This is a genomic window from Glaciecola siphonariae (assembly GCF_042652645.1).
In the GTDB taxonomy this organism is placed as follows: Bacteria; Pseudomonadota; Gammaproteobacteria; order Enterobacterales; family Alteromonadaceae; genus Glaciecola; species Glaciecola siphonariae.
In genome coordinates, this window is the sequence record NZ_JBHSGU010000029.1 from 248,032 (window position 1) to 269,715 (window position 21,684).

Here is a 21,684-nt window from a genome sequence, read left to right on the forward strand (position 1 = left end):
CTAGAGTATGCTTACGCCAGGTGCTGCTGAGCCAAATAACTGCGCGACTGCATCTCTTGTAAGCGGCTCAAACAACGCTGGAATTCAAAGCTCAAACGCCCTTCGCTATACAGTTTTTCTAGGGGCACTTCCGACGACATAATGAGCTTTACACGTCGCTCATAAAACTCATCGACCATGGCAATAAAACGCCGGGCAATATCGTCTACATTTGCGCTCATTTGCTCCACATTAGCCACCAACACACTGTTGTACTCATGACTTAACTGAATATAGTCTGATTGGCTGCGAGGTCCGTCGCATAGCGCTCTAAATTCAAACATGATAACGCCTTCTGCCTTTCTGAGAGCCGGAATATGACGCCCTTCAATTTCTACAAAAGTATCGCTCTCGCCTTTTTCTGCGGCAAGTTGATCAAAGTAGCGGTTAAGATTTTTCTGAGCGTCACTGTCTAAGGGATAGTGATAAATTTCGGCGCGCTCAAGGGTGCGTAAACGATAATCGTGACCGCTATCAACGTTTATAACACGAGTATTTTCATTAATCAGTTCAATTGCAGGTAAAAATCGTGCGCGCTGCAGGCCGTTTTTATAAAGCTCATCGGGCACGATGTTCGACGTTGCCACCAATACAATGCCTCGCGAAAAGAGCTCTTGCATGAGCGTGCCTAAAATCATTGCGTCGGTAATATCTGATACAAAAAACTCATCGAAACAAATTATACGAGTTTCGCTGGCAATTTTCTTTGCAATGGTTTTCAAAGGGTCAGATTGACCGCCTAACAGCTTGAGCTCTTTATGAACCCGCTGCATAAACCGATGAAAATGTACTCTCATTTTATTTTCAAAGGGCAGACAATCGTAGAATGTGTCTACCAGATAAGTTTTGCCTCGCCCCACACCGCCGTAGAAATAAATACCCTGAATGCTCGGCTTCGTCATGCCCTTACCAAATTTTTGAGCAAGCTTAACCCGCCACTTCACTTTTTGCTGTGGCTTTAACAGCTCGTCGTATAGACGCTGGAGCTCTTTAACCGCGTTTTCCTGTGCTGGGTCATACTGAAACTCAATCAGCGTTAAATCTTCTTGGTACTTTTCCCATGGCGTCATGCTGTTGCGTAAACCTAAGCGTTGTGTAAAGCGAGTAATGGCGCAAGATTATACAGGCTTACCCAATTTTTACGCAATAAAGCCTTGCATGAAGACCATGAATGTTGAATGATCTATGCATTAGAAGCTTTAAAGCAGAGTAAATTATGGACCTTATCAGTATCGTTGTTGGTGCACTTATTGGCGTAGTCATTGGGTTTATCATCGCATGGCAATGGGCTTCTATACGCGCAAACAAAAAAGGCGCGAATCTCAGCCGCTCCGAAAAAGAACTCAAAACTATTTTGGCTGAACAGGCTCATCATCACATTTCATCTAGCAAAGAATCGATTGAAGCTATCCAGCTTCGATTAGAACAACTCACCAATAATCTGCAGCAGTATGAAAGTTCTTTACAGGTTGGCAGTGAAGAAAACGACAAAGTGAGCTTCTTTGGTGAACACGCTAGCGTTTTCTTACGTAACAATAAATCAGTGAAAGCGTCGAACGATAGAATCAATGTGGGCGATGCCCCGCCGCGTGATTTCGCAAATAACGGCTCTGGTTTGTTTGTAGGCAATGTAGCAGAAAACAAAACGCTAAATAAATAACTTGTAATCTGAACTATTGCCCCAAAATTCGAGTCTGTACAAGGTATTTGAATTTAGGAGTAATAAGATACATGAAGCAATTGATACGCCGCAGTTTTGTTGGCATCACCGCCGCTCTATTCGTGTTTACCACCGCATCTACCGCTGTTGCCGGCATTCCGTTTTTCTCGCAGGACGATAAGCTGCCCTCGCTTGCGCCCATGCTTGAGCAAACCACCCCCGCAATAGTTAGCATCGCCGTTGAAGGTACTCAGACCTCACGTCAACAAGTACCTGAAATGTTCCGTTATTTTTTTGGTAATCCACAACAAGCCCCACAAGAGCGCCCGTTTCGCGGATTAGGCTCGGGCGTAATCATCGATGCTGAAGAAGGCTTAGTCGTAACAAACAATCATGTTGTCGACAACGCAGACAAAATCAAAGTTAAGTTAACCGACGGACGAGAGTTTGAAGCTGAGAAACTAGGTGCCGACGCACAAAGCGATATAGCCCTTCTTAAAATAGACCCCGAGAACTTAGTTGAGGTCAAATTGGCAAACTCTGACAAACTCCTTGTGGGTGATTTCGTAGTGGCCATTGGTAACCCCTTCGGCCTCAGCCAAACGGTTACTTCGGGCATTGTCAGCGCCTTAGGCCGCTCTGGGTTAAACATTGGTGGCTATGAGGATTTCATACAAACAGATGCTGCGATAAATCGCGGTAACTCGGGTGGCGCGCTGGTAAATCTAAGAGGCGAATTAGTTGGCATTAACACCGCTATTTTTGGCCCTAACGGCGGCAATGTCGGTATCGGCTTCGCTATTCCGAGTAATATGATGAAAAGCTTGGTAGACCAAATTGTAGAATTTGGCGAGGTGCGAAGAGGCCTTCTTGGTATTTTAGGAAACGATGTTGATGCTGGGCTTGCCGAAGCACTTAACTCACCTGCTAACAAAGGGGCATTTGTTAACGAGGTAGCGGAAGACTCTGCTGCCGAGAAAGCCGGCATACAGTCTGGTGATATTATTACCGCAATAAATGGCAATGAGCTTCATAGCTTTAACGAACTGCGAGCTAAAATCGCAAGCTTGGGCGCCGGTGCCGAGGTAGAACTTACCATTATTCGAAACGGCGACAAACAAACCGTGGAAGTTGTGCTAGATGCCGCTGAAAGCATGGTAGCTGCAGCGGAAGAGATGCATCCAGCGCTTGAAGGCGCCACTTTTGTTACGGGTAATGACCGTGCAGGAAACGCTGCGGTAGAAGTGCCCGAAGTTACCGAAGGCTCTCCAGCCGCTCGCATAGGACTGCGCCCCGACGATGTAATTGTGGGGGTTAACCGCAAGCGCATTAACAGTGTAACGCAGCTTAGTGAAAGCATTGAACAGGCAAAAGGCGTAATAGCGCTTAACGTGCAGCGCGGCAATAGCAATTTATTTGTGATTATCCGCTAAACGGGGTGTTGCCTGCTGTTTTGTCGGCACTGAAGGGCCGCTCTTTGAGCGGCTTTTTGCTTTGTGCAAGATAAAACACGTTCTTTAATGCATTCGGTCAATGACAATGACGTCAGATTTGCTATGATCAAAACACTTGTCTTGCTTGTATGGAATATATGTCTTTATTTAGCCGAATCTTGATTGCACTGATAAAACCGATAATGTTGGGCATTGTCGTGGCCGTTATCTTGCTTGTGTTCTTTCCAGAATTTCGCCAAGGCTCTGGCTTAAATTTAAACTTTTTCAAACCCAACCAAAGTATCCCCCCTCGCATCAGCTATTACGACGCACTCGAGCAAAGCGCACCTGCTGTAGTGAATATTTACAGCATAAGCCTAGAAAACAGCAATCGAATTTTTCGAAACAGAGCGTATGAACGCACGTCGCTAGGTTCGGGTGTCATCATGAGCGAAGACGGCTATTTAATGACCTGTTATCACGTGATCAAGAATGCCGACAGCATATATGTAGCGCTGCAAGACAGTCGCTTATTACAAGCTCAACTCATAGGCTTTGATGAAATTACCGATTTAGCCGTGCTTAAGGTTTTTGCAGAAGACTTACACGTAATGCCACAAATGGAAGAGCCCGATCTTCGAGTGGGCGATGTAGTAATGGCAATTGGAAATCCACTTGACCTTGGACAGACTATTACATCGGGAATTGTCAGCCGTACCGGGCGCAATGGTTTTTCAAATTTCTTCGATTTTGTTCAAACCGACGCCGTGCTTAATCAAGGTAATTCAGGCGGCGCCTTGGTTGACAGCAATGGATACTTGGTGGGCATAACAAATGCAAACTTTAAAACCCTTGATAATCGCCGGCGCGTAACAAGCGTAGATGGCGTTAACTTCGCGGTTCCTTACACGCTGGCGCGCCGCGTGATGGACGAAATCATCACCAACGGCAAAGTCACTCGTGGACAACTTGGATTCTCTGGTAAAGAAATTGGCGGGGCTCAAGGCATTGTAGTTGACTCAGTCATGACTGACTCTCCTGCAGATCAGGCAGGGCTGCAAGTAAATGATGTACTGCTGTCTGTAAATGGCGTAGAAGTCGAAAGCGCCGCCAAGACGCTTGATATGATTGCAGAAACGCAGCCCGGTTCTGAAATTACCTTAGTGGTGAGCCGTAACGATAGAACTATTTCAATGGTTGTGGTGGTAGGAGAGCTTAAGCCCCAGATGATTGCTAGGGGCTAAGCTTAAAGATACTTCAATTACTCAGCAACACGCTCGATGTTTGCGCCTAGGTTACTTAGCTTCGCTTCAATATTTTCATATCCACGGTCAAGGTGATAAATTCTATTGACCGTAGTTTGTCCTTCGGCAATTAAACCTGCAATAACCAAACTCGCAGATGCACGTAAATCCGTCGCCATGACTTGTGCACCGCGCAAGCTAGACGAGCCAGGCGTGACTGCACTGTTCCCCTCTAAATCGATGTGCGCGCCCATGCGCTGCAATTCTGGCACGTGCATAAAACGATTCTCAAAGATGGTTTCGGTAATCACACCAGAGCCCTGGGCAACTGCATTTAAGGTAACAAACTGCGCCTGCATGTCGGTTGGGAAGCCGGGGTGAGGCATCGTTTTAAGCGATACGGCTTTAGGCTGCTTGCCATGCATGTCTAGCTCTATCCAATCCTCGCCTACGGTTACAGAGGCACCACACTGCTCCAACTTGCTCAAAACTGCATCGAGCGTATGCGGAGCGGCATTCTCACAACGAATACTGCCTCTGGAGAGCGCTGCGGCAACTAAAAAAGTGCCCGTTTCAATTCGATCTGGCAAAATGCTGTACTGACAGCCCTGCAAAGATTCCACACCAACAATCGTGACATTATCGGTACCCGCCCCACTAACCTTAGCGCCCATTGCATTTAAGCAATTGGCAAGGTCAACAATTTCAGGCTCTCGAGCCGCATTTTCAATCACCGTGGTGCCTTCGGCTAAGGACGCGGCCATCATAAGATTTTCGGTGGCGCCAACACTGACCATATCCATGAAAATACGTGCGCCTTTAAGGCGACCGTTTACTGATGCGCGGATATACCCTTCTTCAACGTCGATTTTCGCGCCCATCTTTTCAAGACCGTTTAAATGCAAATTTACCGGTCGTGCGCCGATGGCGCAGCCACCTGGCAATGAAACATTGGCTCGTCCGTGTTTAGCTAACAGTGGACCAAGCACTAAAATCGATGCACGCATTGTTCGCACAAGCTCATAAGACGCTGTAACGCTGTCTAATTTACAAGCGTCAATTTCAACGGTATCGCTCGCCGTTTGGTTTGTGGTTGCGCCAAGGTCTTTGAGCAGCAATAGTGTCGTTTTGATGTCACGAAGGTTAGGAACATTTGTGAAGGTGCATGCCGAGTCCGCAAGTAAACTGGATATCAACACCGGTAGCGCTGCGTTTTTTGCGCCTGAAATTTTAACCGTGCCTTTTAGAGGAGGGCTTTTTTTGATAAGCAGTTTATCCACAACTGTCCTTTTTATTGGTGAAATAGTTTCTCTCGTTGCCATTGAGCTTGAGAAAACGTTTTAATAGTTAATGCGTGAATAGTGCCATCTGCTATCTGTTCAGACAAGGGTGAAGACACGAATTGTTGACGTTTCACTCGCGTCATCTCATCAAACTTATCGTCTACAGCAATCACTTGAAAGTGACTTCCTTCACTTTTTACAAAAACCTCTTGTAGTCCGGTTGCGGACTTTATCTTCTCAACAATTTCATCGTGGGTCATTACTACTCTCATTTTTTACTAAAAGTTGATCGGCATTACTCAGCGCAGCGAGCTCCATTAACTTTTTAGGCACCTTGCTCACGGTAACGGTTACGCCCTGCTGACGAATATCACGCACAGCATTCAGTACCCAAGCCAAGCCTGCAGTGTCGGCACGCCCCACTTCGCTTAAATCTATGTTTGTTTTAGTGTTCTTTAAAATTTCTTTTTTTAAGTTGCCGTCTATGCTCGTCCATAGATTGTGCTTCAGCGTGTCGCGGTCAAGTTCACCCGCAACCTTTATGATGCTAGCATCGCTAGTGCTCGAGACAGACAATTTCACTATTGCGTCGCCGCATCAGAATCGTTCGACTCTGCTTGATCGTTATTCAGCGTAATAGGTTGATTAATACTTGCGCGCATTTGAGAAATGACCTCTTGAATCCCATCGCGACGCAAAATTGCTTCAAATTCGCTTTGCTTGCTGGATAAAAGAGAAATTCCCTCCGCTATCATGTCGTATGCTTGCCATTCGTCACCCTTGCGGTCTTTGCGCACTTTAAATGCGACTTTGATGTCTGGGCGGCTGCCGTCTTTAATAACCGCTCGCACGGTTACGTCGCTGCGGTCAGAATAATCGCGCACAGGATCAAACTCGACCACCTGATTGTCGTAATATCCCATGGCAACTGCGTAACTGGTAATAAGGTACTGCCGAAATACTGTAATAAACTCAAGCAAGTCTTTTTTCTCAACACCGCGGGCATACTTGCCCAGTACTTTATATGCTGAAAAGCGATAGTCGATATACGGAAGCAGTTCCTCTTCCATGATCGTGCGAAGCACTTCAGGGTCTTGCTGAATTTGAGCCTGCTCTCGTTTAATGCGTGCGAAGGTTTTGCTCGCCACCTCTTGAACCATTAAATAAGGGTCGGTTCTATCAACCTCTATTACTGTGTCGGTGGCGGCATCTTGTGCCTGCACAGACATTGCCAGCGCAATCAGGGCAGTCGATATCCCAATAAATCGTACAATTGTTTTTAAAATATTAACGCGTCTCATGAATTATTCATTCCCCTGATTGAATAAAAATTGTCCTATTAAATCTTCTAACACCAAGGCTGACTTGGTATCGAGAATTTCTTCGCCCTCAGTTAAATATGGGCAATCTTTGTATGGCGCTGTTTCGCACACTTTATCTTCTTCAATCATTTCTAAGTCTTCTGGAAATATGAAGCCTGGTTGCAAGCCAATGAATTGCTCACCGAGCAGGCCAGATGTCAAGATTGAAAGACTGCTTGTGTCTGGAAATGTTTGTCGATATTCCTCGCCGATTTCTAGTTCTACCATAGGAATTAAATCTTGTTCATTCAAATAAATACGCGATACCCGACCCACTACAACGCCGCCTACTTTTACCGATGAACGTGGCTTAAGCCCGCCGATGTTATCGAAGCGCGCATGCAGCTTGTAGGTATCGCCGCTACCAGCCATACCTTGGTTTGCAACACGCAGCGCGAGCAACAAAGTCGCTGCGATTGCTAGCGCGACAAAAAAGCCTACCGTTAATTCTGTTCGTTTGCTTATCATTGATTTTCCTAGCTAATGCCAAACATTAATGCGGTCAGAACAAAGTCTAAACCCAATATTGAAAGCGACGAAAACACCACTGTCTCGGTGGTCGCTTTGCTGATCCCTTCGGAGGTTGGAACGCAGGAATAGCCTTTATAAAGCGCTATCCAAACCACCACCAAACCAAAAACAAAACTCTTAATGATGCCGTTAACAACATCTTTATTCCATTCAACAGTCGACTGCATAATCGACCAATAGCTGCCTGCATCAACGCCCAACCAGTCTACGCCAACAATATGACCGCCTAAAATACCCACAGCCGAAAAAATTAACGCGAGCATCGGCATGCTTATCACACCCGCCCAAAACCGCGGCGCTATCACGCGGCGTTGAGGGTCAACGGCCATCATCTCTAGTGAACTAAGCTGCTCTGTTGCTTTCATCAGGCCAATCTCAGCGGTCAGTGCGCTTCCCGCACGCCCGGCAAACAAGAGCGCGGTAACCACAGGACCAAGTTCACGCAAAATAGACAACGCAACCATGGGACCTAAGCTGCCCTCAGCGCCGTAATTGACCAATATCGTGTAACCTTGTAAAGCCATAACCATGCCAATGAACAAACCCGACACCAAAATAATGAGCAATGACTGCACACCTACTACGTGCATTTGTTGGATGGTTAAGCCTACATTTTTCCATTTAGGTAAGGCGAATAAAGCGCCAAACAGCATGACGCTCGATGCACCAACGGCAGCGAGCTTGTCTATCGTAGAGCGGCCTAACTTTTGAATCATATTCATTCTTGACTCCCCAAAAAGCTTGTTTCAAGGTCGTCGGAAGGAAAATGGAAAGGCACTGGACCGTCTGCCGTACCGTTTAAAAATTGCTGTACCAGTGGAGAATCTGAATCTTTAATTTGTGCAGGAGTGCCATGTCCAATGATCTTTTTATTAGCCATGATATACACGTAATCAGCGATAGTGAGTACTTCGCTCACATCGTGAGTGACGACTAACGATGTCACGTTGAGCGCTTTGCTGAGGGCCTTAATTAAGGATACTAAAACACCCATAGAGATTGGGTCTTGGCCAGCAAAGGGTTCGTCATACATAATCAAGTCAGGGTCAAGCGCAATGGCCCGCGCCAACGCAGCACGGCGCGCCATACCACCGGAGAGCTCACTCGGCTGCAGATTAGCTGCCCCGCGAAGCCCCACGGCTTCGAGTTTTAGCATCACAATGGTGCGGATGATATCTTCGTCTAACTCGGTGTGCTCACGTAAGGGAAAGGCGACATTGTCGAACACCGACATGTTTGTAAATAGTGCGCCACTTTGGAATAACATACTCATTTTCCGGCGCAATACATATAGCTGGTTACGTCTGATGCCGTGAACATCTTCGCCCTCAAACATCACCTTGCCGGCAGATGGCCTTAACTGCCCGCCAATTATTTTTAACAGCGTAGTTTTACCAATGCCGCTAGGGCCCATGATAGCGGTGATGCTGCCGCGCTTTACCGACAGTGATATGCCTTCGTAAATCACGCGGTCTGCGCGACTGAAATTCATATTATCTATTTTGATGATGTCTTGTGGCATTACATTGTCTTTTATCATGTTGCAAACAACATGTAAGTTCCCTGTGTGTTTAAAATACCGCTGTGCAAGCGCTAATGATCATTAATTTTAAGTAATATCAACTACCTTGCATACATCCGCTTTGGCATTGGTTTTGAGCAATCGTTCAGTCAGGCTGGTCAAAGTAATATCATTTTAGCCTTTTTCAAGCGTAGCTGCCGTATAAAACACAAATAAAGATACATTTTGTAGTTATAGCTTATTTCGAAGCATATAAATGTGATTTATTTATACTAAAACGTTACAATTTGTGACATTGAAATCGTCGGCTTTGACCTGAAGAATTTTGTGCTAATAAATATAATTATTTTTGTTATTGGATTAGTGGTACTGAGCTGGAGCGCAGACCGTTTTGTGTACGGCGCATCTGCTCTCGCTAAAAACATTGGTATATCACCAATGATGATTGGTCTCACCATTGTGGCTATGGGTTCCTCTGCGCCAGAAATTGTCGTATCTGCCACCGCTTCACTTGCAGGCAATGTAGATACCGCGGTAGGTAATGCGCTTGGCTCTAACATTACCAACATCGCATTAGTACTTGGCATCACCGCACTCATCAAACCTTTAATGGTGTCTTCAACCACGCTCAAGCGCGAACTACCGGTCATGCTTCTGGTTACCTTATTAGCGGTATACTTTATTGATGATAGTTATTTATCTCGCATAGAAGGCATCGTGCTGATGACCTTATTTGTGCTGGTAATAGCAGGAATGGCGGTATTGTCTTTCACGGTTGATAAAAACGACCCTATTTTGAAAGAAACCGAAACTGAAATACCTAAAGATGTTGCCACATCTACGGCGATTTTCTGGGTCGTCGTTGGGATTATTTTGCTGCCGCTAAGCGCTAATTTTTTAGTCGACTCAGCGGTGAATATTGCGCGCTATTTTGGCATTAGCGAACTAGTCATTGGTCTTACGATTATCGCCATTGGTACGAGTTTACCTGAACTTGCAGCAAGCGTTGCCGGCGTACTCAAGGGAGAAGATGATTTAGCCTTGGGCAATATTATCGGTTCAAATATTTTTAATCTATTGGCCGTTTTAGCAATGCCGGGGCTAATACACCCGGGAATATTAGACGAAAATGCGGCCAGTCGAGATGCAATGGTGATGCTAGGTTTGAGCGTCTTGCTGTTTATTTTTTGTTTTAACATTCGAGGAACGCGGCGAATATCGCGCTTAGAAGGCGGCGTGTTTGTCGTTACATTCCTTGCTTATCAAATGTGGCTGTTTAGCTAGTTATGAGCTATTTATCCTCTGCTCAGCGCACCTTTTCCATTCAGGTTGAGGCGCTTAAACACCTCAATTCAATGCTAGACGAGCAGTTTACTGAAAGCTGCGAACTGCTTAAGCTCTGCAAAGGCAAGGTGGTTGTATCTGGGATGGGTAAGTCGGGCCACATTGCTAATAAAATAGCAGCTACGCTTGCAAGCACCGGTACCCCCGCATTTTTTATGCATCCGGGCGAAGCCAATCACGGCGATTTTGGCATGCTCAGCAAAGACGATATACTTATTGCGATATCAAATTCGGGGGAGACGGGCGAGCTGATTGGCTTACTACCCGCCGTTAAACGCCTCAACATCCCGATTATCGCCATCACCAATAAGCCGAACAGCAGTCTGAGCAAATTTGCCACAAAGACGCTTCTGCTGCATGTGAACCAAGAAGCATGTTCGTTAGGCTTAGCGCCAACCACAAGCACAACAGCCACTCTCGTACTCGGAGATGCACTGGCCATAGCGCTGCTCGAAGCCAAAGGCTTTACCGCTGAAGATTTTGCGTTTTCACACCCAGGCGGCGCATTAGGTAAACGCTTACTACTTACCGTGAATGACATAATGGTTACTGGCTCTGAAATACCGCTTGTTAACAGTGACGCGAGCTTGAGTGAAACCTTACTAGAAATGTCATCGAAGGGAATGGGATTTGCCGCGATTGTTGAACAAAACAAGGTAATCGGTATCTATACAGACGGGGATTTGCGGCGCACACTAGATAAGCAAATTAATGTTCATACCACGGGCGTGGTTGACGTAATGACCGCAAACGGCGTAACCCTATCTGCTGATGATTTAGCCGTAAATGCGCTTAATTTAATGCAGGAAAAACGCATCACCGCCTTAGTTGTGGTGGATGACGATATGCACGCTGTGGGTGCGCTGAATATGCACATGTTATTAAAAGCTGGAGTCGTGTAGATGGAAAACATTGAAACACTATATGGCCATGTGCCCGCATCTTTGTTCGATGCCTGCAAGTCAATAAGGCTTTTGGTCCTCGATGTTGATGGCGTACTCTCAGACGGATTTATATATCTCGGCAATCATGGTGAAGAGCTAAAAGCGTTTAACAGTAAAGACGGTTATGGCGTGAAAGCACTCGCGCAGTGCGGTGTAGATATAGCAGTTATTACCGGCAGAAGCTCTGATATTGTGCATAAGCGTATGCAAGCGTTGAACGCAAAATTTATTATTCAGGGCGAAGAAAACAAGTACGATGCACTCAAACAGCTAATGAATGAGCATGGACTTAGCACAGAGCAAGTAGCGAGTATCGGCGATGACATGCCTGACTTAGGTTTGTTTGAACTAAGCGCGATTAAAGTTGCTGTCAGCGATGCTCATCCCTTCGTAAAACGTCAGGCGAATCATATTACTCAGCTAAAAGGTGGCCGAGGTGCGGTCAGAGAATTCTGTGACTTGGTCCTGCAAGCAAAAGGCTTACTCAACATCTCGCATGGAGCAAGCATGTGAATCGCATTGGATACAGCATTGCCTTTATATTTACCGCAGTATTTTTACTTTACCTGCCTATTTTGTTTGAAGAGGAAAAAGCGCTTGAATCCATGGAAGATGATTCTCCCTTGGTGCCAAACTATAGAGCTATCAACCTCAACAGCAAGCTATACGACATTGAAGGGAAATTGAGTCATCAGGTCGCGGCGACCAAAATGGAGCACTATGACGAACTTGGATTTGCGGTTTTTGATAATCCAGTCTACACCCTGTATTTAGACAATGGCGACCCCTGGCGCGTGACTGCCGATGAAGGCACTCTTTACAGCAACAATCGTATCCAGCTCGAGAAAAACGTACGCATTGTTAATCTACAAACCGATGAGTTTATTAAAGAAATAAGCACGGAATTTATTGAGATTAATTTAGAAAATAAAACCCTGTCGTCTGACCAAGTAGTTAATATAAGTGGTGTTGATTACCAAGTGAGAAGCATTGGTTTATTTGGCAACCTTGCAACGCAACAATATGAGTTATCAGAACATGTACAGACCCAGTTTAATCCAAAGCCTTAGCATATTACTGCTTGTGCTTGCATCAGAGTCAGCCCACTCTTTTCAAACAGAGTCTAACGCCGAAGCGATAGAATCAAACGTTTCAACAGACTTTAGTATGCCGGTTACACTCGACTCGAAAAGTCAGGCCATCGACGGACGCGCTAAAACCTCAATATTTACTGAAAATGTAATCATTCGCCAAGGCAGTCTAGAACTCCTTGCCGACAAGGTAGAGGTCAATGCAGCCGACGGCACCGGTAAAGAAATTATTATCGCAACGGGCAGCCCGGCAAGCTATAAGCAGCGCAAAGAAGACGGCACATGGGTGGAAGCAAGAGCCACTGAAATAATTTATGAGGTGGAGCCTCGCACCATCGCACTCAAAGGCGAAGCGCTGATTATGCAAAATGAAATGCGAGTGACGGGCGATATGATTGTATTTGATATGACCCGAGAACAAGTCTTAGCAACAAGTAACGATGACAGCGCAGAAAGTGTGCGCACTGTGATTAGCCCCGGCGCATTCTCGGCAGATGATACGCAAACCAAGCCCGAAAACGACGAGGTGCAGCAGTGAGTAAGCTACAAGCAAGACATCTCGCGAAGTCGTATAAATCAAGGCAAGTTGTACGTGATGTCAGCATTGAAGTATCGACCGGTCAGATTGTAGGCCTCTTGGGACCTAACGGCGCAGGAAAAACAACCACATTTTATATGATCGTGGGTTTAGTGCCGCTAGATAAAGGCGAAATTCACATTGACCAAAAAGACATTACGTTCCAGCCTATGCATGAGCGTGCGCGTGAGGGTATAGGCTATCTGCCTCAAGAGGCCTCGATTTTTCGTAAACTTACCGTATACGAAAACTTGATTGCCATTTTGCAAACGCGTAAAGAACTCAGCCGGTCGCAACAAGAGCAAAAAGCCGACGAACTGCTTGACGATTTTAACATCAACCACATCCGAAATAATTTGGGTATGAGTTTATCGGGCGGTGAGCGCCGCAGAGTAGAGATTGCGAGGGCTTTGGCCGCCAATCCAAAATTTATTTTACTCGACGAACCCTTCGCAGGTGTTGACCCAATTTCTGTTAATGATATAAAGAAGATCATATATCAGCTCAAAGAACGCGATATAGGCGTATTAATCACTGATCACAACGTAAAAGAAACGTTAGACGTGTGCGAGTTAGCTTATATTGTCAGCCACGGCGAATTAATCGCCTCTGGCACAGCAGATGAAATTTTAGCCAATCAGACTGTACGCGATGTATATTTGGGCGAACAGTTTGCACTCTAGTCTGCGTTAACGCGTATAAAGGGCTTAAACGTAAGCAAAGGAAGTAAATGAAACCTTCGTTACAACTGAAATTCAGTCAACAGCTAACGATGACCCCGCAGCTTCAGCAGGCCATCAAATTGCTGCAGCTATCTACGCTGGATTTACAACAAGAGATTCAAGAAGCATTAGAGTCTAATCCTTTGCTGGAGCTTACCGAACAAGATTTTAACGACGCAGATTCAGGTGACAAAAACGATTCCAGCGAAAAAAACAATGCTGACGGCGCCTCTAATTCTGCCGAGAGTGACTCTGACTTATCTGGCAGTGACGGCATCGATAGTCACGATGCATTAGAAAAAGGCGATTTACCCGACGATCTCCCCCTAGACAGCTCTTGGGAAGAATATTTGGGGTCAAGCTCAGCGCCTGTGAAAATGGTAGGTAGCAATCCCGATGATGATTTTGTCTTTCAAGGGGAAACCTCTGAATCAATACAAGACCATTTAATCTGGCAAATGGAGCTGACGCATTTTTCCGAAACTGACCGCTCCATTGCCATCGCCATTATTGACTCGATAGATGAGTCGGGCTATTTAACCACCAGCAGTGAAGATATCTTAGATAGTTTAGATGACGAAGAAATTGAGCTCGATGAGGTTGAATGCGTTCTCAAGCGCATTCAAATGTTTGACCCTGTGGGAGCAGGCGCGCGCTCTGTGCAAGAGTGCTTACTTATTCAATTAAAGCAGTTTGACGAAAGCACGCCTTGGCTAGATGAAGCTAAGGAGCTCATCAAACAGCACGCGGATTTATTAGGCAGCAAAGACTATCGCACCTTAATGCGCAAAACCAAGCTGAAGGAAGATCAGCTGCGCGAAGTAATGCGCCTACTCAAAACGCTCAATCCGCGCCCCGGCACCGCTATTTCCAGCCGCGAGCCTGAATATGTCATTCCTGACGTAAACGTATACAAGAAAAACGGCGTGTGGACGGTAGAGCTAAACAATGACGCTCTTCCGGCGCTATCGGTAAATGAAACCTATGCGAGTTTTGGAAAAACCTCTAAAAATCCGAACGATTCACAATTTATAAAGTCACATTTACAAGAGGCAAAGTGGTTTATAAAGAGCTTGGAGAGTCGCAACGAGACCTTGCTTAAAGTGTCTCACTGTATTGTGTCAAAGCAACGTGAATTCTTTGAAAAAGGGCCAGAGAAAATGACCCCGATGGTGTTAAATGACGTGGCGGAAATGGTTGATATGCATGAGTCGACTATTTCTAGGGTGACCACGCAAAAGTATATGCACACGCCTCGTGGGATTTTTGAATTAAAGTATTTCTTCTCTAGCCATGTAGCGACAGAATCTGGTGAAAACTGTTCGTCGACTGCAATCCGCGCGCTGATCAAAAAGCTCGTGGCTGTAGAGCCGGCAAACAAACCGCTAAGCGATAGCAAAATTGCGCAAATGCTTGCCGAGCAAGGTATTCAGGTTGCTCGGCGAACAATTGCAAAATATCGGGAATCGTTACACATTCCTCCATCTAATCAACGAAAGAGTCTAATTTAGACGCAACAAGAGGACCTAGCATTATGCAAATAAACCTTACCGGTCATCATGTAGAAATCACCGATTCATTGCGCACTTATGTGGATACCAAATTTGAAAAACTCGAAAGGCATTTTGATCACATAAACAATGTGCATGTAATTTTAAACGTAGAAAAGTTGAGCCAAAAAGCAGAAGCGACGCTACATTTAAACGGTGGCGAAGTGTTTGCAAACGCCGAACATACCGACATGTACGCTGCCATAGACTCTCTGATAGATAAGCTTGACCGACAGGTTATCAAGCACAAAGAAAAGCTTAGACGGCACTAGTTGATACCCTTATATGATCATTTCTGACATCATTTCACTCGACCGGACTCAATGTTCGGTTGAGTGTCATAGCAAAAAACGCATTTTTGAAGTTATTAGCGAAATTGCTATTAAGCAGCACCCTCAATTAGATCAAAATGAAGTTCTGACCAGCTTGCTCAATCGCGAAAAAATGGGCAGTACAGGTATTGGCAATGGTATTGCAATCCCCCACGGACGTATGAACGGGATCAGTCAAATAATGGCAATCATTGTGACAAGTGACGAGCCGATAGAGTTTGACGCCATCGACAATAAACCGGTCGATATCTTTTTTGCAATTCTAGTTCCCAATGACGAAGCCGAAACGCATTTGAAAGCATTGTCGGGCATTGCTCGGAAACTAAGCGACAAAGACATTGTAAAAGCGATAAGAAAAGCCGAAAATAAAAATGAAATCGTCGCTGCACTAGCATAAGCGACCCCCTCAAATATTAATCAGGAGCAAGGTGTGAAGCTGTTAATAATAAGCGGCCGGTCTGGCTCAGGTAAGTCTATCGCGCTCAGAGCGCTTGAAGATTTAGGGTATTATTGTGTTGATAATATCCCCGTAAATTTGCTCCCTACCCTTACCCATGCGCTCGCTGACGAACACGAGCTAGTTGCCGTGAGTATTGACGTGCGAAACATGCCAAAGGCCGAGCAAGAGATTTCAGAAATTCTCGAATACCTGCCAGAATTTTGGGACATCACCATCATATTCTTAGATGCCAGCGATGATGTTCTTATAAAACGCTATAGCGAGACGCGCCGCTTGCATCCATTATTTAAATTATCTAATTCACTTACCGATGCGATTAGCGCTGAGCGAGAAATTCTTGTGCCGGTGGCTGAAAAAGCAGATTTAAATATAAACACAGATCAACTGTCGGTACACGATCTCGCTGAGCTCATAAGGGAGCGCGTGTTAGGCAAAAAAAGCACTGACTTAGTGATTTTGTTTGAGTCCTTTGGATTCAAATATGGCATTCCCAAAGACGCCGATTATGTTTTTGACGTGCGCTTTTTACCCAACCCGCATTGGGACCCGGACCTTCGTCCGCTAACGGGTTTAGATGGCCCGGTTGAGGTGTTTCTTGCGGGGCAACCTTTAGTTATGAAGTTTATTTGGCAAGTCCAAAATCTGATAACGACTTGGCTGCCTCATCTTGAGCGAAACAACCGCAGCTACGTAACCATTGCCATTGGCTGTACCGGTGGTCAGCATCGCAGCGTGTATGTGGCGCAAGCGCTCTCTGAAACATTCAAATCCACTCATGGTGACGTGCAGGTTAAGCATAGAGAACTTAAAAACATCCTCGCAAAGCAGGCTTAATAATGAACAAACCCCATTCGGTGACCCGCCAGCTAACCATTACCAATAAGCTTGGCCTGCACGCTCGCGCCGCCACCAAGCTGGTACAGCTCGCTAAGCAGTTCGAGGCAGATATTCAGCTAACGCAAGCAGATAATACAGCGCCTGCCAATAGCGTCTTAGCACTTATGATGCTAGAAAGCGGCCAGGGAAAAACCGTTGAGGTAAGCTGCACTGGCAAAGATGCTGATGCAGCGATGGTGGCTATCAGTGAACTCATTGAAAACAAATTCGACGAAAGCGAATAAATACGTATTCATCGTTTAGCAAGGTCAGTTAATAGGCCTCGCGCACTATAAACTTCATAAAAATCAAGTATTCATGAGCCTTTATGGTGATATAATGCCACTAGAAGCCTCAGCATTTCGTTTATGCTCGCTTGACTTCTCTTGGGGTAAACATGTCAGAAACCGCAGAACTAAGTAATACGCAGGCTAGACTTGAGTCTATCGGTCGTTCTTTGAATGCCGGCGCATTTGTGCGCGTGCGTAAAATGCTGCTCGATTTACCTGCCAGTGACGTCGCGCTTCTGCTTGAATCTTCACCCACAAAAACTCGAGACGAACTATGGAGACTGCTTGACGCAGACTTTCATGGAGACGTCATTGAAGAGCTGTCGGAGGATGTTCGAAACGGCATTATTAGTAAAATGATGCCAGCGACAGTTGTTGATGCCCTCGAAGAGATGGACACCGATGACTTGGCAGAGACCTTAAGCTCACTGCCTGACAACGTTCTGCAAAGCATTCTTAAATCAATGGATGCCCAAGACCGATTAAGGGCTGAAAAAGCCTTATCGTATGGTGAAGAAACCGCCGGTTTCATCATGAACACCGACACCATCACCCTACGCCCAGATGTAAGCATAGATGTAGTATTGCGCTACTTGCGTTTAAAAACCGAACTACCTGAAAATACCGATACCCTTTACGTTGTCGACCGCCAAGATATTCTTATTGGCACCGTATCACTTGCTACTTTGCTTACCGCCAGTCCTGACATTTCTGTCACAGACATCATGGACGATGAACCAGATGCTATTAGCGCCGATACGCCCGATGACGAAGTCGCCAGCATGTTTGAGCGATATAACTGGCTGTCAGCGCCAGTTGTGGATAATGAACACAAATTAGTAGGCCGGATTACCATTGATGATGTAGTCGATATTATTCGTGAGGACGCCGAACACTCCATGATGAGTATGGCGGGCCTTGATGACGAAGAAGATACATTTGCTCCCGTGGGCCAAAGTACCAAGCGTCGCTCTGTCTGGTTAGGCGTGAATCTGGTGACGGCGCTTTTAGCGGCAGCCGTGAGCGATATGTTTGAGGCAACTCTTAGTCAGCTCGCGGTCCTTGCCATTCTCAATACCATTGTGCCGAGTATGGGCGGGGTTGCTGGCAATCAAACCTTAACGCTTGTAATACGCGGTATGGCGCTCGGTCACGTCACTGGCAGCAACTCCGTGTGGTTGGTGCGTAAAGAGCTGGCAATTGGATTTTTCAATGGCATGATTTGGGCAATATTGATTGCTGGCGTAATTGCCCTTTGGAAACAGGACTACATGCTGGGCGCCGTGATAGCTTTTGCTATGATGATGAATATGATGGCCGCAGGTCTTGCCGGTGCCACCTTACCCATCATCATGAAGCGCTTAAATATAGACCCGGCCTTAGCCGGTAGTGTCATTCTTACAACGATTACCGACGTTGTAGGTATTTTCGCCTTCTTAGGCACTGCAACGCTATTTTTGCTCTAACTGCAAAATCTGCATTGTCGCGTTTACTGCAGAAATCTTAGGCTAGTCGTCAATTTCATTTTCACGCAGCCATAGCTCTAGCGCAGGGACATCTTGTGCCAAGGCCATGTCAAGCTGCTCCATCCAATCATGCACATTTTCCCACCATGCAGGATGATCGCCCTGCTGAATTTCATTAGCGGCACTTTGCACGCGCGAAAGCCCCACGGAGCCCGCTGCTCCTTTGATTTTATGCGCCTGTGAGCAAACTTCATCTTTATCTTGAGCCGCCAGCGCAACCTTCATTTCCTCCATATACTCAGGAATTTTCTCTTTGAACACGCCCAAGCTGGTTTTCACCATGGAGTCGCCGATGGTCTCAATTAGCATGTTAAGTAAATCTGCATCTAAAACGCTAGGTGCTTCTTTTTGAATTTTCACAACATCGTCCTTTGCTTGTATAGGCACATCTGTTTGGGTGTCGGTACGTGCGAACAGTTCATTGAACACCTGTATCACGCGGCTCTTTTTAATGGGTTTGGCAATGATATCGTCCATCCCGTTTTGCAAATATTCCTCACGCTTTTTAATGACGTTGGCCGTTAGCGCAACAATGGGTGTTTGTAGCACAAGATCTTCGTCAAGTAAGGTGCGAGCAACATCAAATCCTGTCATGTCGGGCAACTGAATATCGAGCAATATAAGGTCGAAGGTTTCAGCCCTCGCCATATCAATTGCCGCTTGGCCGGTCATCGCAACACTTACTTTCTGCCCGAGCTTTTCGAGTAGCGCTTTTGCGACCATAACGTTTAGCTCGATATCTTCAACTAAAAGGATATTAAGGCCTTTGACCTGTAACTCCTCCATGGCTACTCGCTCATCAGATACTGTGACCGGCAATGTAATTTCAAAGCAGGTTCCCTTATTAAGCTCGGAATTCACCTGAATATCGCCGCCCATTTTATCGACCATCTGTTTACAGATGGCGAGGCCAATACCCGTCCCGGTGGCTGACTGAAAATCTTCGCGCTGCACCTGATAATACATCGCAAATATTTTGTCGAGCTCAGTTTTGGGAATACCAATACCGGTATCGCGGATAGTAAAGTGAATATTGGCAGTCTTTGTACCCGTTGTACTGGCAGACATACTCAACGAAACTGAGCCTTTGGGCGTAAACTTAACGGCATTAAACAACATGTTCCATAATACCTGTCGCAGACGCGTGCCGTCGGCTTCAAAGGCCGCAGGCACCGGTTCTATGACTTCATAGTTGAAGCTTAGGTTTTTATCAGCCGCGAGTAGTCGAATGATGCTAGCAATTTCGTTAACAAATGCGGTAGTCGATACCGTTTTTAACTGAATTTCAACTTTGTCTCGGTCGAGCTTGTCTAAATCAATGATGTCGTTAAATATGTTGCCCAGCGTAATTGCGCTAGCATAAATAGTACTAACCCATTCAAATTGTTCTGTATTTAGCTGTGTGTCTCGAAGCATTCGGCTCAAGCCAACAATGCCGTTTAGTGGGGTGCGCAGTTCGTGCGAAATCGTCGCTATAAATTTCGTTTTATCTTTACTCGCCTGCTCAATGGCGACTTGTGACTGTTTTCGCTCGGTCATATCTCGACCGAAGGCGAGCAAGCCCAGACGGTGGCCATCGTTGTCATAAAAAGGAACTTTTTGCATTTCAAAAAATCGCTTTCGCCCGTCGGCAAATCGTAGCCATAGCTCTTCAGTAATAGACGCATTGCGCTCTAGAACCTCATGATCTGACGCGGCGACCTGTCGCGCAAGCTCTTCATCATAAACTTGATGCGGCGTCAGTCCGAGCAGCTCCTCTTCGGTTTTGCCCACTAATTCTTCGGCCACTTTATTGCAGCCAGCGAATTTACCTTCTTCATTGCGGTAGTAAATGAGATCGGGTGAAGCGTCGATAATTGAGCGAGTGAGTGTAGAGAGGCGTCTTGCTTGAAGTTCCTGCTCAGATTTTTCTTTAATTTGCCGCTCAAGCTCAGAGAACATTTTTTCACGCTCAAGCTGAGCGTTTTTACGCTGTTCTATTTCATAATTTAGCTGACGGATATTGTTCTGCAGTTCACGATTTAGAATAACATCATGGCGGCGCAGCCGCTCGAGTTGGCTAACAGCCTCTTCAAGGTTAATACGCGAATGCTCAAGTTGTTTAATCAGCTCACTGAAAAAATACAGTACCCACGGCGCACTGATCAGCGTCAAAACCAAGGCACCGATAAAATCATCCACCTCAATGTCGCTTCCCATGCTAGCGCGAATGATATAAGAGCCAAACAGGGTAAATAACAAAGTAAATACAACAAACAGTACGCTGACCTTTAGCGTACCGACCTTATCGACGAATTGTGCGAATTTAATCGCCCACGACTCTGGAGGAGTTTTTAGCTGCATGGCTGTTTTAGAAGAACCTATAAAAGAAAGTAGCGACATGCTATCAAATATTAAGATTTCAGGGTAGTCACTCCCCTTTCTCTTGCTTCATTTAGACAAATCGATGGGTAAATATTTATGCGCTTAAATCGCGTTAAAATGGCATCTTCAGAAAAATGGACTGCGCCAAACTTAGTTGTACTTACAACTAAATTTCACATCATATTAACGCTGTATCACTGAGTGTACGCGTCTAAGACTATTTTTAATTAAAAATAAAATATATATATTTCAGCCAATTAGGCCCTATTGATTTGATGAATGGCAATATTGCGAACCGTGATAATTGATTTCTCTGAGCGAAATAGGTATTTTCTCAGACCCGCTTAGTGAATTGCATAATAATTCGATACGCATTCGTATCTTCAAAACCGCAAACTAACGACAATACAATAATAACAATATTAAAAGCAGCGAAAGGCTGGGTATATAACTTGGGTGTTTGCGTCAAACATAAGCAGGTATGTTGTTCAATGCAGCATAGCGCGACACAGATTGATGCGTGAAGGAGTATTAA

At 45.5% G+C, this 21,684-nt stretch carries 24 protein-coding genes; 15 read left to right on the forward strand and 9 right to left on the reverse strand.

Annotated elements, in window-relative coordinates; all coding sequences use genetic code 11:
• Positions 1-11: 11 nt before the first annotated feature.
• Positions 12-1,109 (reverse strand): cell division protein ZapE, encoded by a 1,098-nt coding sequence (gene zapE, locus ACFO4O_RS17830; protein ID WP_382411018.1) that lies wholly within the window; start codon positions 1,107-1,109, stop codon positions 12-14.
• A 146-nt stretch (positions 1,110-1,255) separates the two neighbouring features.
• On the opposite strand from zapE, the gene ACFO4O_RS17835 reads away from it, so the two are divergent.
• The 3 genes from ACFO4O_RS17835 to ACFO4O_RS17845 all read left to right on the forward strand — a co-directional run bounded on the left by ACFO4O_RS17835 (position 1,256) and on the right by ACFO4O_RS17845 (position 4,376).
• Complete coding sequence (locus ACFO4O_RS17835; protein WP_382411020.1) at positions 1,256-1,699, forward strand: ZapG family protein; 444 nt, start codon at positions 1,256-1,258, stop codon at positions 1,697-1,699.
• Positions 1,700-1,770: 71 nt separating this feature from the next.
• Positions 1,771-3,132, forward strand: a complete 1,362-nt coding sequence (locus ACFO4O_RS17840; protein WP_382411022.1) for a DegQ family serine endoprotease — start codon at positions 1,771-1,773, stop codon at positions 3,130-3,132.
• 158 nt (positions 3,133-3,290) lie between these two features.
• A complete protein-coding gene (locus tag ACFO4O_RS17845; protein WP_382411024.1) occupies positions 3,291-4,376 on the forward strand; it encodes a trypsin-like peptidase domain-containing protein in 1,086 nt (361 codons plus the stop codon).
• 17 nt (positions 4,377-4,393) lie between these two features.
• Here ACFO4O_RS17845 and murA read toward each other — a convergent pair whose 3' ends face one another.
• Genes murA through ACFO4O_RS17880 form a run of 7 tightly spaced genes read right to left on the reverse strand, consistent with a single transcriptional unit; the run spans position 4,394 to position 9,073 of the window.
• Positions 4,394-5,656 carry a UDP-N-acetylglucosamine 1-carboxyvinyltransferase gene (gene murA / locus ACFO4O_RS17850; RefSeq protein WP_382411026.1) on the reverse strand — a complete coding sequence of 421 codons (1,263 nt, stop codon included), beginning with the start codon at positions 5,654-5,656 and terminating at the stop codon, positions 4,394-4,396.
• Between the two features lie 11 nt (positions 5,657-5,667).
• Positions 5,668-5,919: a BolA family protein gene (locus tag ACFO4O_RS17855; RefSeq protein ID WP_382411028.1), complete on the reverse strand. Its 252-nt coding sequence runs from the start codon at positions 5,917-5,919 to the stop codon at positions 5,668-5,670.
• Positions 5,906-6,241 (reverse strand): STAS domain-containing protein, encoded by a 336-nt coding sequence (locus ACFO4O_RS17860; RefSeq protein WP_382411030.1) that lies wholly within the window; start codon positions 6,239-6,241, stop codon positions 5,906-5,908. The genes ACFO4O_RS17855 and ACFO4O_RS17860 overlap by 14 nt, the downstream gene beginning before the upstream one ends.
• A complete protein-coding gene (locus tag ACFO4O_RS17865; protein ID WP_382411032.1) occupies positions 6,241-6,960 on the reverse strand; it encodes an ABC transporter substrate-binding protein in 720 nt (239 codons plus the stop codon). Before ACFO4O_RS17865 ends, ACFO4O_RS17860 begins: the two co-directional genes overlap by 1 nt.
• Before the next feature lie 3 nt (positions 6,961-6,963).
• Positions 6,964-7,488 carry an outer membrane lipid asymmetry maintenance protein MlaD gene (gene mlaD / locus ACFO4O_RS17870; RefSeq protein WP_382411034.1) on the reverse strand — a complete coding sequence of 175 codons (525 nt, stop codon included), beginning with the start codon at positions 7,486-7,488 and terminating at the stop codon, positions 6,964-6,966.
• An 8-nt stretch (positions 7,489-7,496) separates the two neighbouring features.
• Entirely contained in the window at positions 7,497-8,267 is a 771-nt protein-coding gene (gene mlaE, locus ACFO4O_RS17875) for a lipid asymmetry maintenance ABC transporter permease subunit MlaE (RefSeq protein ID WP_382411133.1), read from the reverse strand.
• Between the two features lie 2 nt (positions 8,268-8,269).
• Positions 8,270-9,073: an ATP-binding cassette domain-containing protein gene (locus ACFO4O_RS17880; RefSeq protein ID WP_382411036.1), complete on the reverse strand. Its 804-nt coding sequence runs from the start codon at positions 9,071-9,073 to the stop codon at positions 8,270-8,272.
• A 327-nt stretch (positions 9,074-9,400) separates the two neighbouring features.
• Between ACFO4O_RS17880 and ACFO4O_RS17885 the strand changes: the two genes are divergently transcribed.
• The 12 genes from ACFO4O_RS17885 to mgtE all read left to right on the forward strand — a co-directional run bounded on the left by ACFO4O_RS17885 (position 9,401) and on the right by mgtE (position 18,725).
• The gene (locus ACFO4O_RS17885) at positions 9,401-10,357 is read left to right on the forward strand and encodes a calcium/sodium antiporter (RefSeq protein WP_382411038.1); all 957 of its coding nucleotides are present in this window, start codon (positions 9,401-9,403) and stop codon (positions 10,355-10,357) included.
• Between the two features lie 2 nt (positions 10,358-10,359).
• Positions 10,360-11,319, forward strand: coding sequence for a KpsF/GutQ family sugar-phosphate isomerase (locus ACFO4O_RS17890; protein ID WP_382411040.1), 960 nt, complete (start codon positions 10,360-10,362; stop codon positions 11,317-11,319).
• Positions 11,320-11,874, forward strand: coding sequence for a 3-deoxy-manno-octulosonate-8-phosphatase KdsC (gene kdsC / locus ACFO4O_RS17895; protein WP_382411042.1), 555 nt, complete (start codon positions 11,320-11,322; stop codon positions 11,872-11,874).
• A complete protein-coding gene (gene lptC / locus ACFO4O_RS17900) occupies positions 11,871-12,431 on the forward strand; it encodes an LPS export ABC transporter periplasmic protein LptC (RefSeq protein WP_382411044.1) in 561 nt (186 codons plus the stop codon). The genes kdsC and lptC overlap by 4 nt, the downstream gene beginning before the upstream one ends.
• Positions 12,400-12,990: a lipopolysaccharide transport periplasmic protein LptA gene (gene lptA, locus ACFO4O_RS17905; RefSeq protein WP_382411046.1), complete on the forward strand. Its 591-nt coding sequence runs from the start codon at positions 12,400-12,402 to the stop codon at positions 12,988-12,990. Before lptC ends, lptA begins: the two co-directional genes overlap by 32 nt.
• Positions 12,987-13,712, forward strand: a complete 726-nt coding sequence (lptB, locus tag ACFO4O_RS17910; protein ID WP_382411048.1) for an LPS export ABC transporter ATP-binding protein — start codon at positions 12,987-12,989, stop codon at positions 13,710-13,712. The genes lptA and lptB overlap by 4 nt, the downstream gene beginning before the upstream one ends.
• Before the next feature lie 47 nt (positions 13,713-13,759).
• Positions 13,760-15,262, forward strand: coding sequence for an RNA polymerase factor sigma-54 (locus ACFO4O_RS17915; protein ID WP_382411050.1), 1,503 nt, complete (start codon positions 13,760-13,762; stop codon positions 15,260-15,262).
• 23 nt (positions 15,263-15,285) lie between these two features.
• On the forward strand, positions 15,286-15,573 hold the full coding sequence (gene hpf, locus ACFO4O_RS17920) for a ribosome hibernation promoting factor (protein WP_382411052.1): 288 nt from the start codon (positions 15,286-15,288) through the stop codon (positions 15,571-15,573).
• 13 nt (positions 15,574-15,586) lie between these two features.
• Positions 15,587-16,030, forward strand: a complete 444-nt coding sequence (gene ptsN / locus ACFO4O_RS17925) for a PTS IIA-like nitrogen regulatory protein PtsN (RefSeq protein ID WP_382411054.1) — start codon at positions 15,587-15,589, stop codon at positions 16,028-16,030.
• A gap of 33 nt (positions 16,031-16,063) precedes the next feature.
• Positions 16,064-16,927 (forward strand): RNase adapter RapZ, encoded by an 864-nt coding sequence (gene rapZ, locus ACFO4O_RS17930; protein WP_382411056.1) that lies wholly within the window; start codon positions 16,064-16,066, stop codon positions 16,925-16,927.
• A gap of 2 nt (positions 16,928-16,929) precedes the next feature.
• Positions 16,930-17,214, forward strand: coding sequence for an HPr family phosphocarrier protein (locus tag ACFO4O_RS17935; protein WP_382411058.1), 285 nt, complete (start codon positions 16,930-16,932; stop codon positions 17,212-17,214).
• 152 nt (positions 17,215-17,366) lie between these two features.
• A complete protein-coding gene (gene mgtE, locus ACFO4O_RS17940) occupies positions 17,367-18,725 on the forward strand; it encodes a magnesium transporter (RefSeq protein WP_382411060.1) in 1,359 nt (452 codons plus the stop codon).
• Positions 18,726-18,767: 42 nt separating this feature from the next.
• Here the strand turns inward: mgtE and arcB are convergent, their stop codons facing one another.
• Positions 18,768-21,128 (reverse strand): aerobic respiration two-component sensor histidine kinase ArcB, encoded by a 2,361-nt coding sequence (arcB, locus tag ACFO4O_RS17945; RefSeq protein ID WP_382411062.1) that lies wholly within the window; start codon positions 21,126-21,128, stop codon positions 18,768-18,770.
• Between the last annotated feature and the right edge of the window lie 556 nt (positions 21,129-21,684).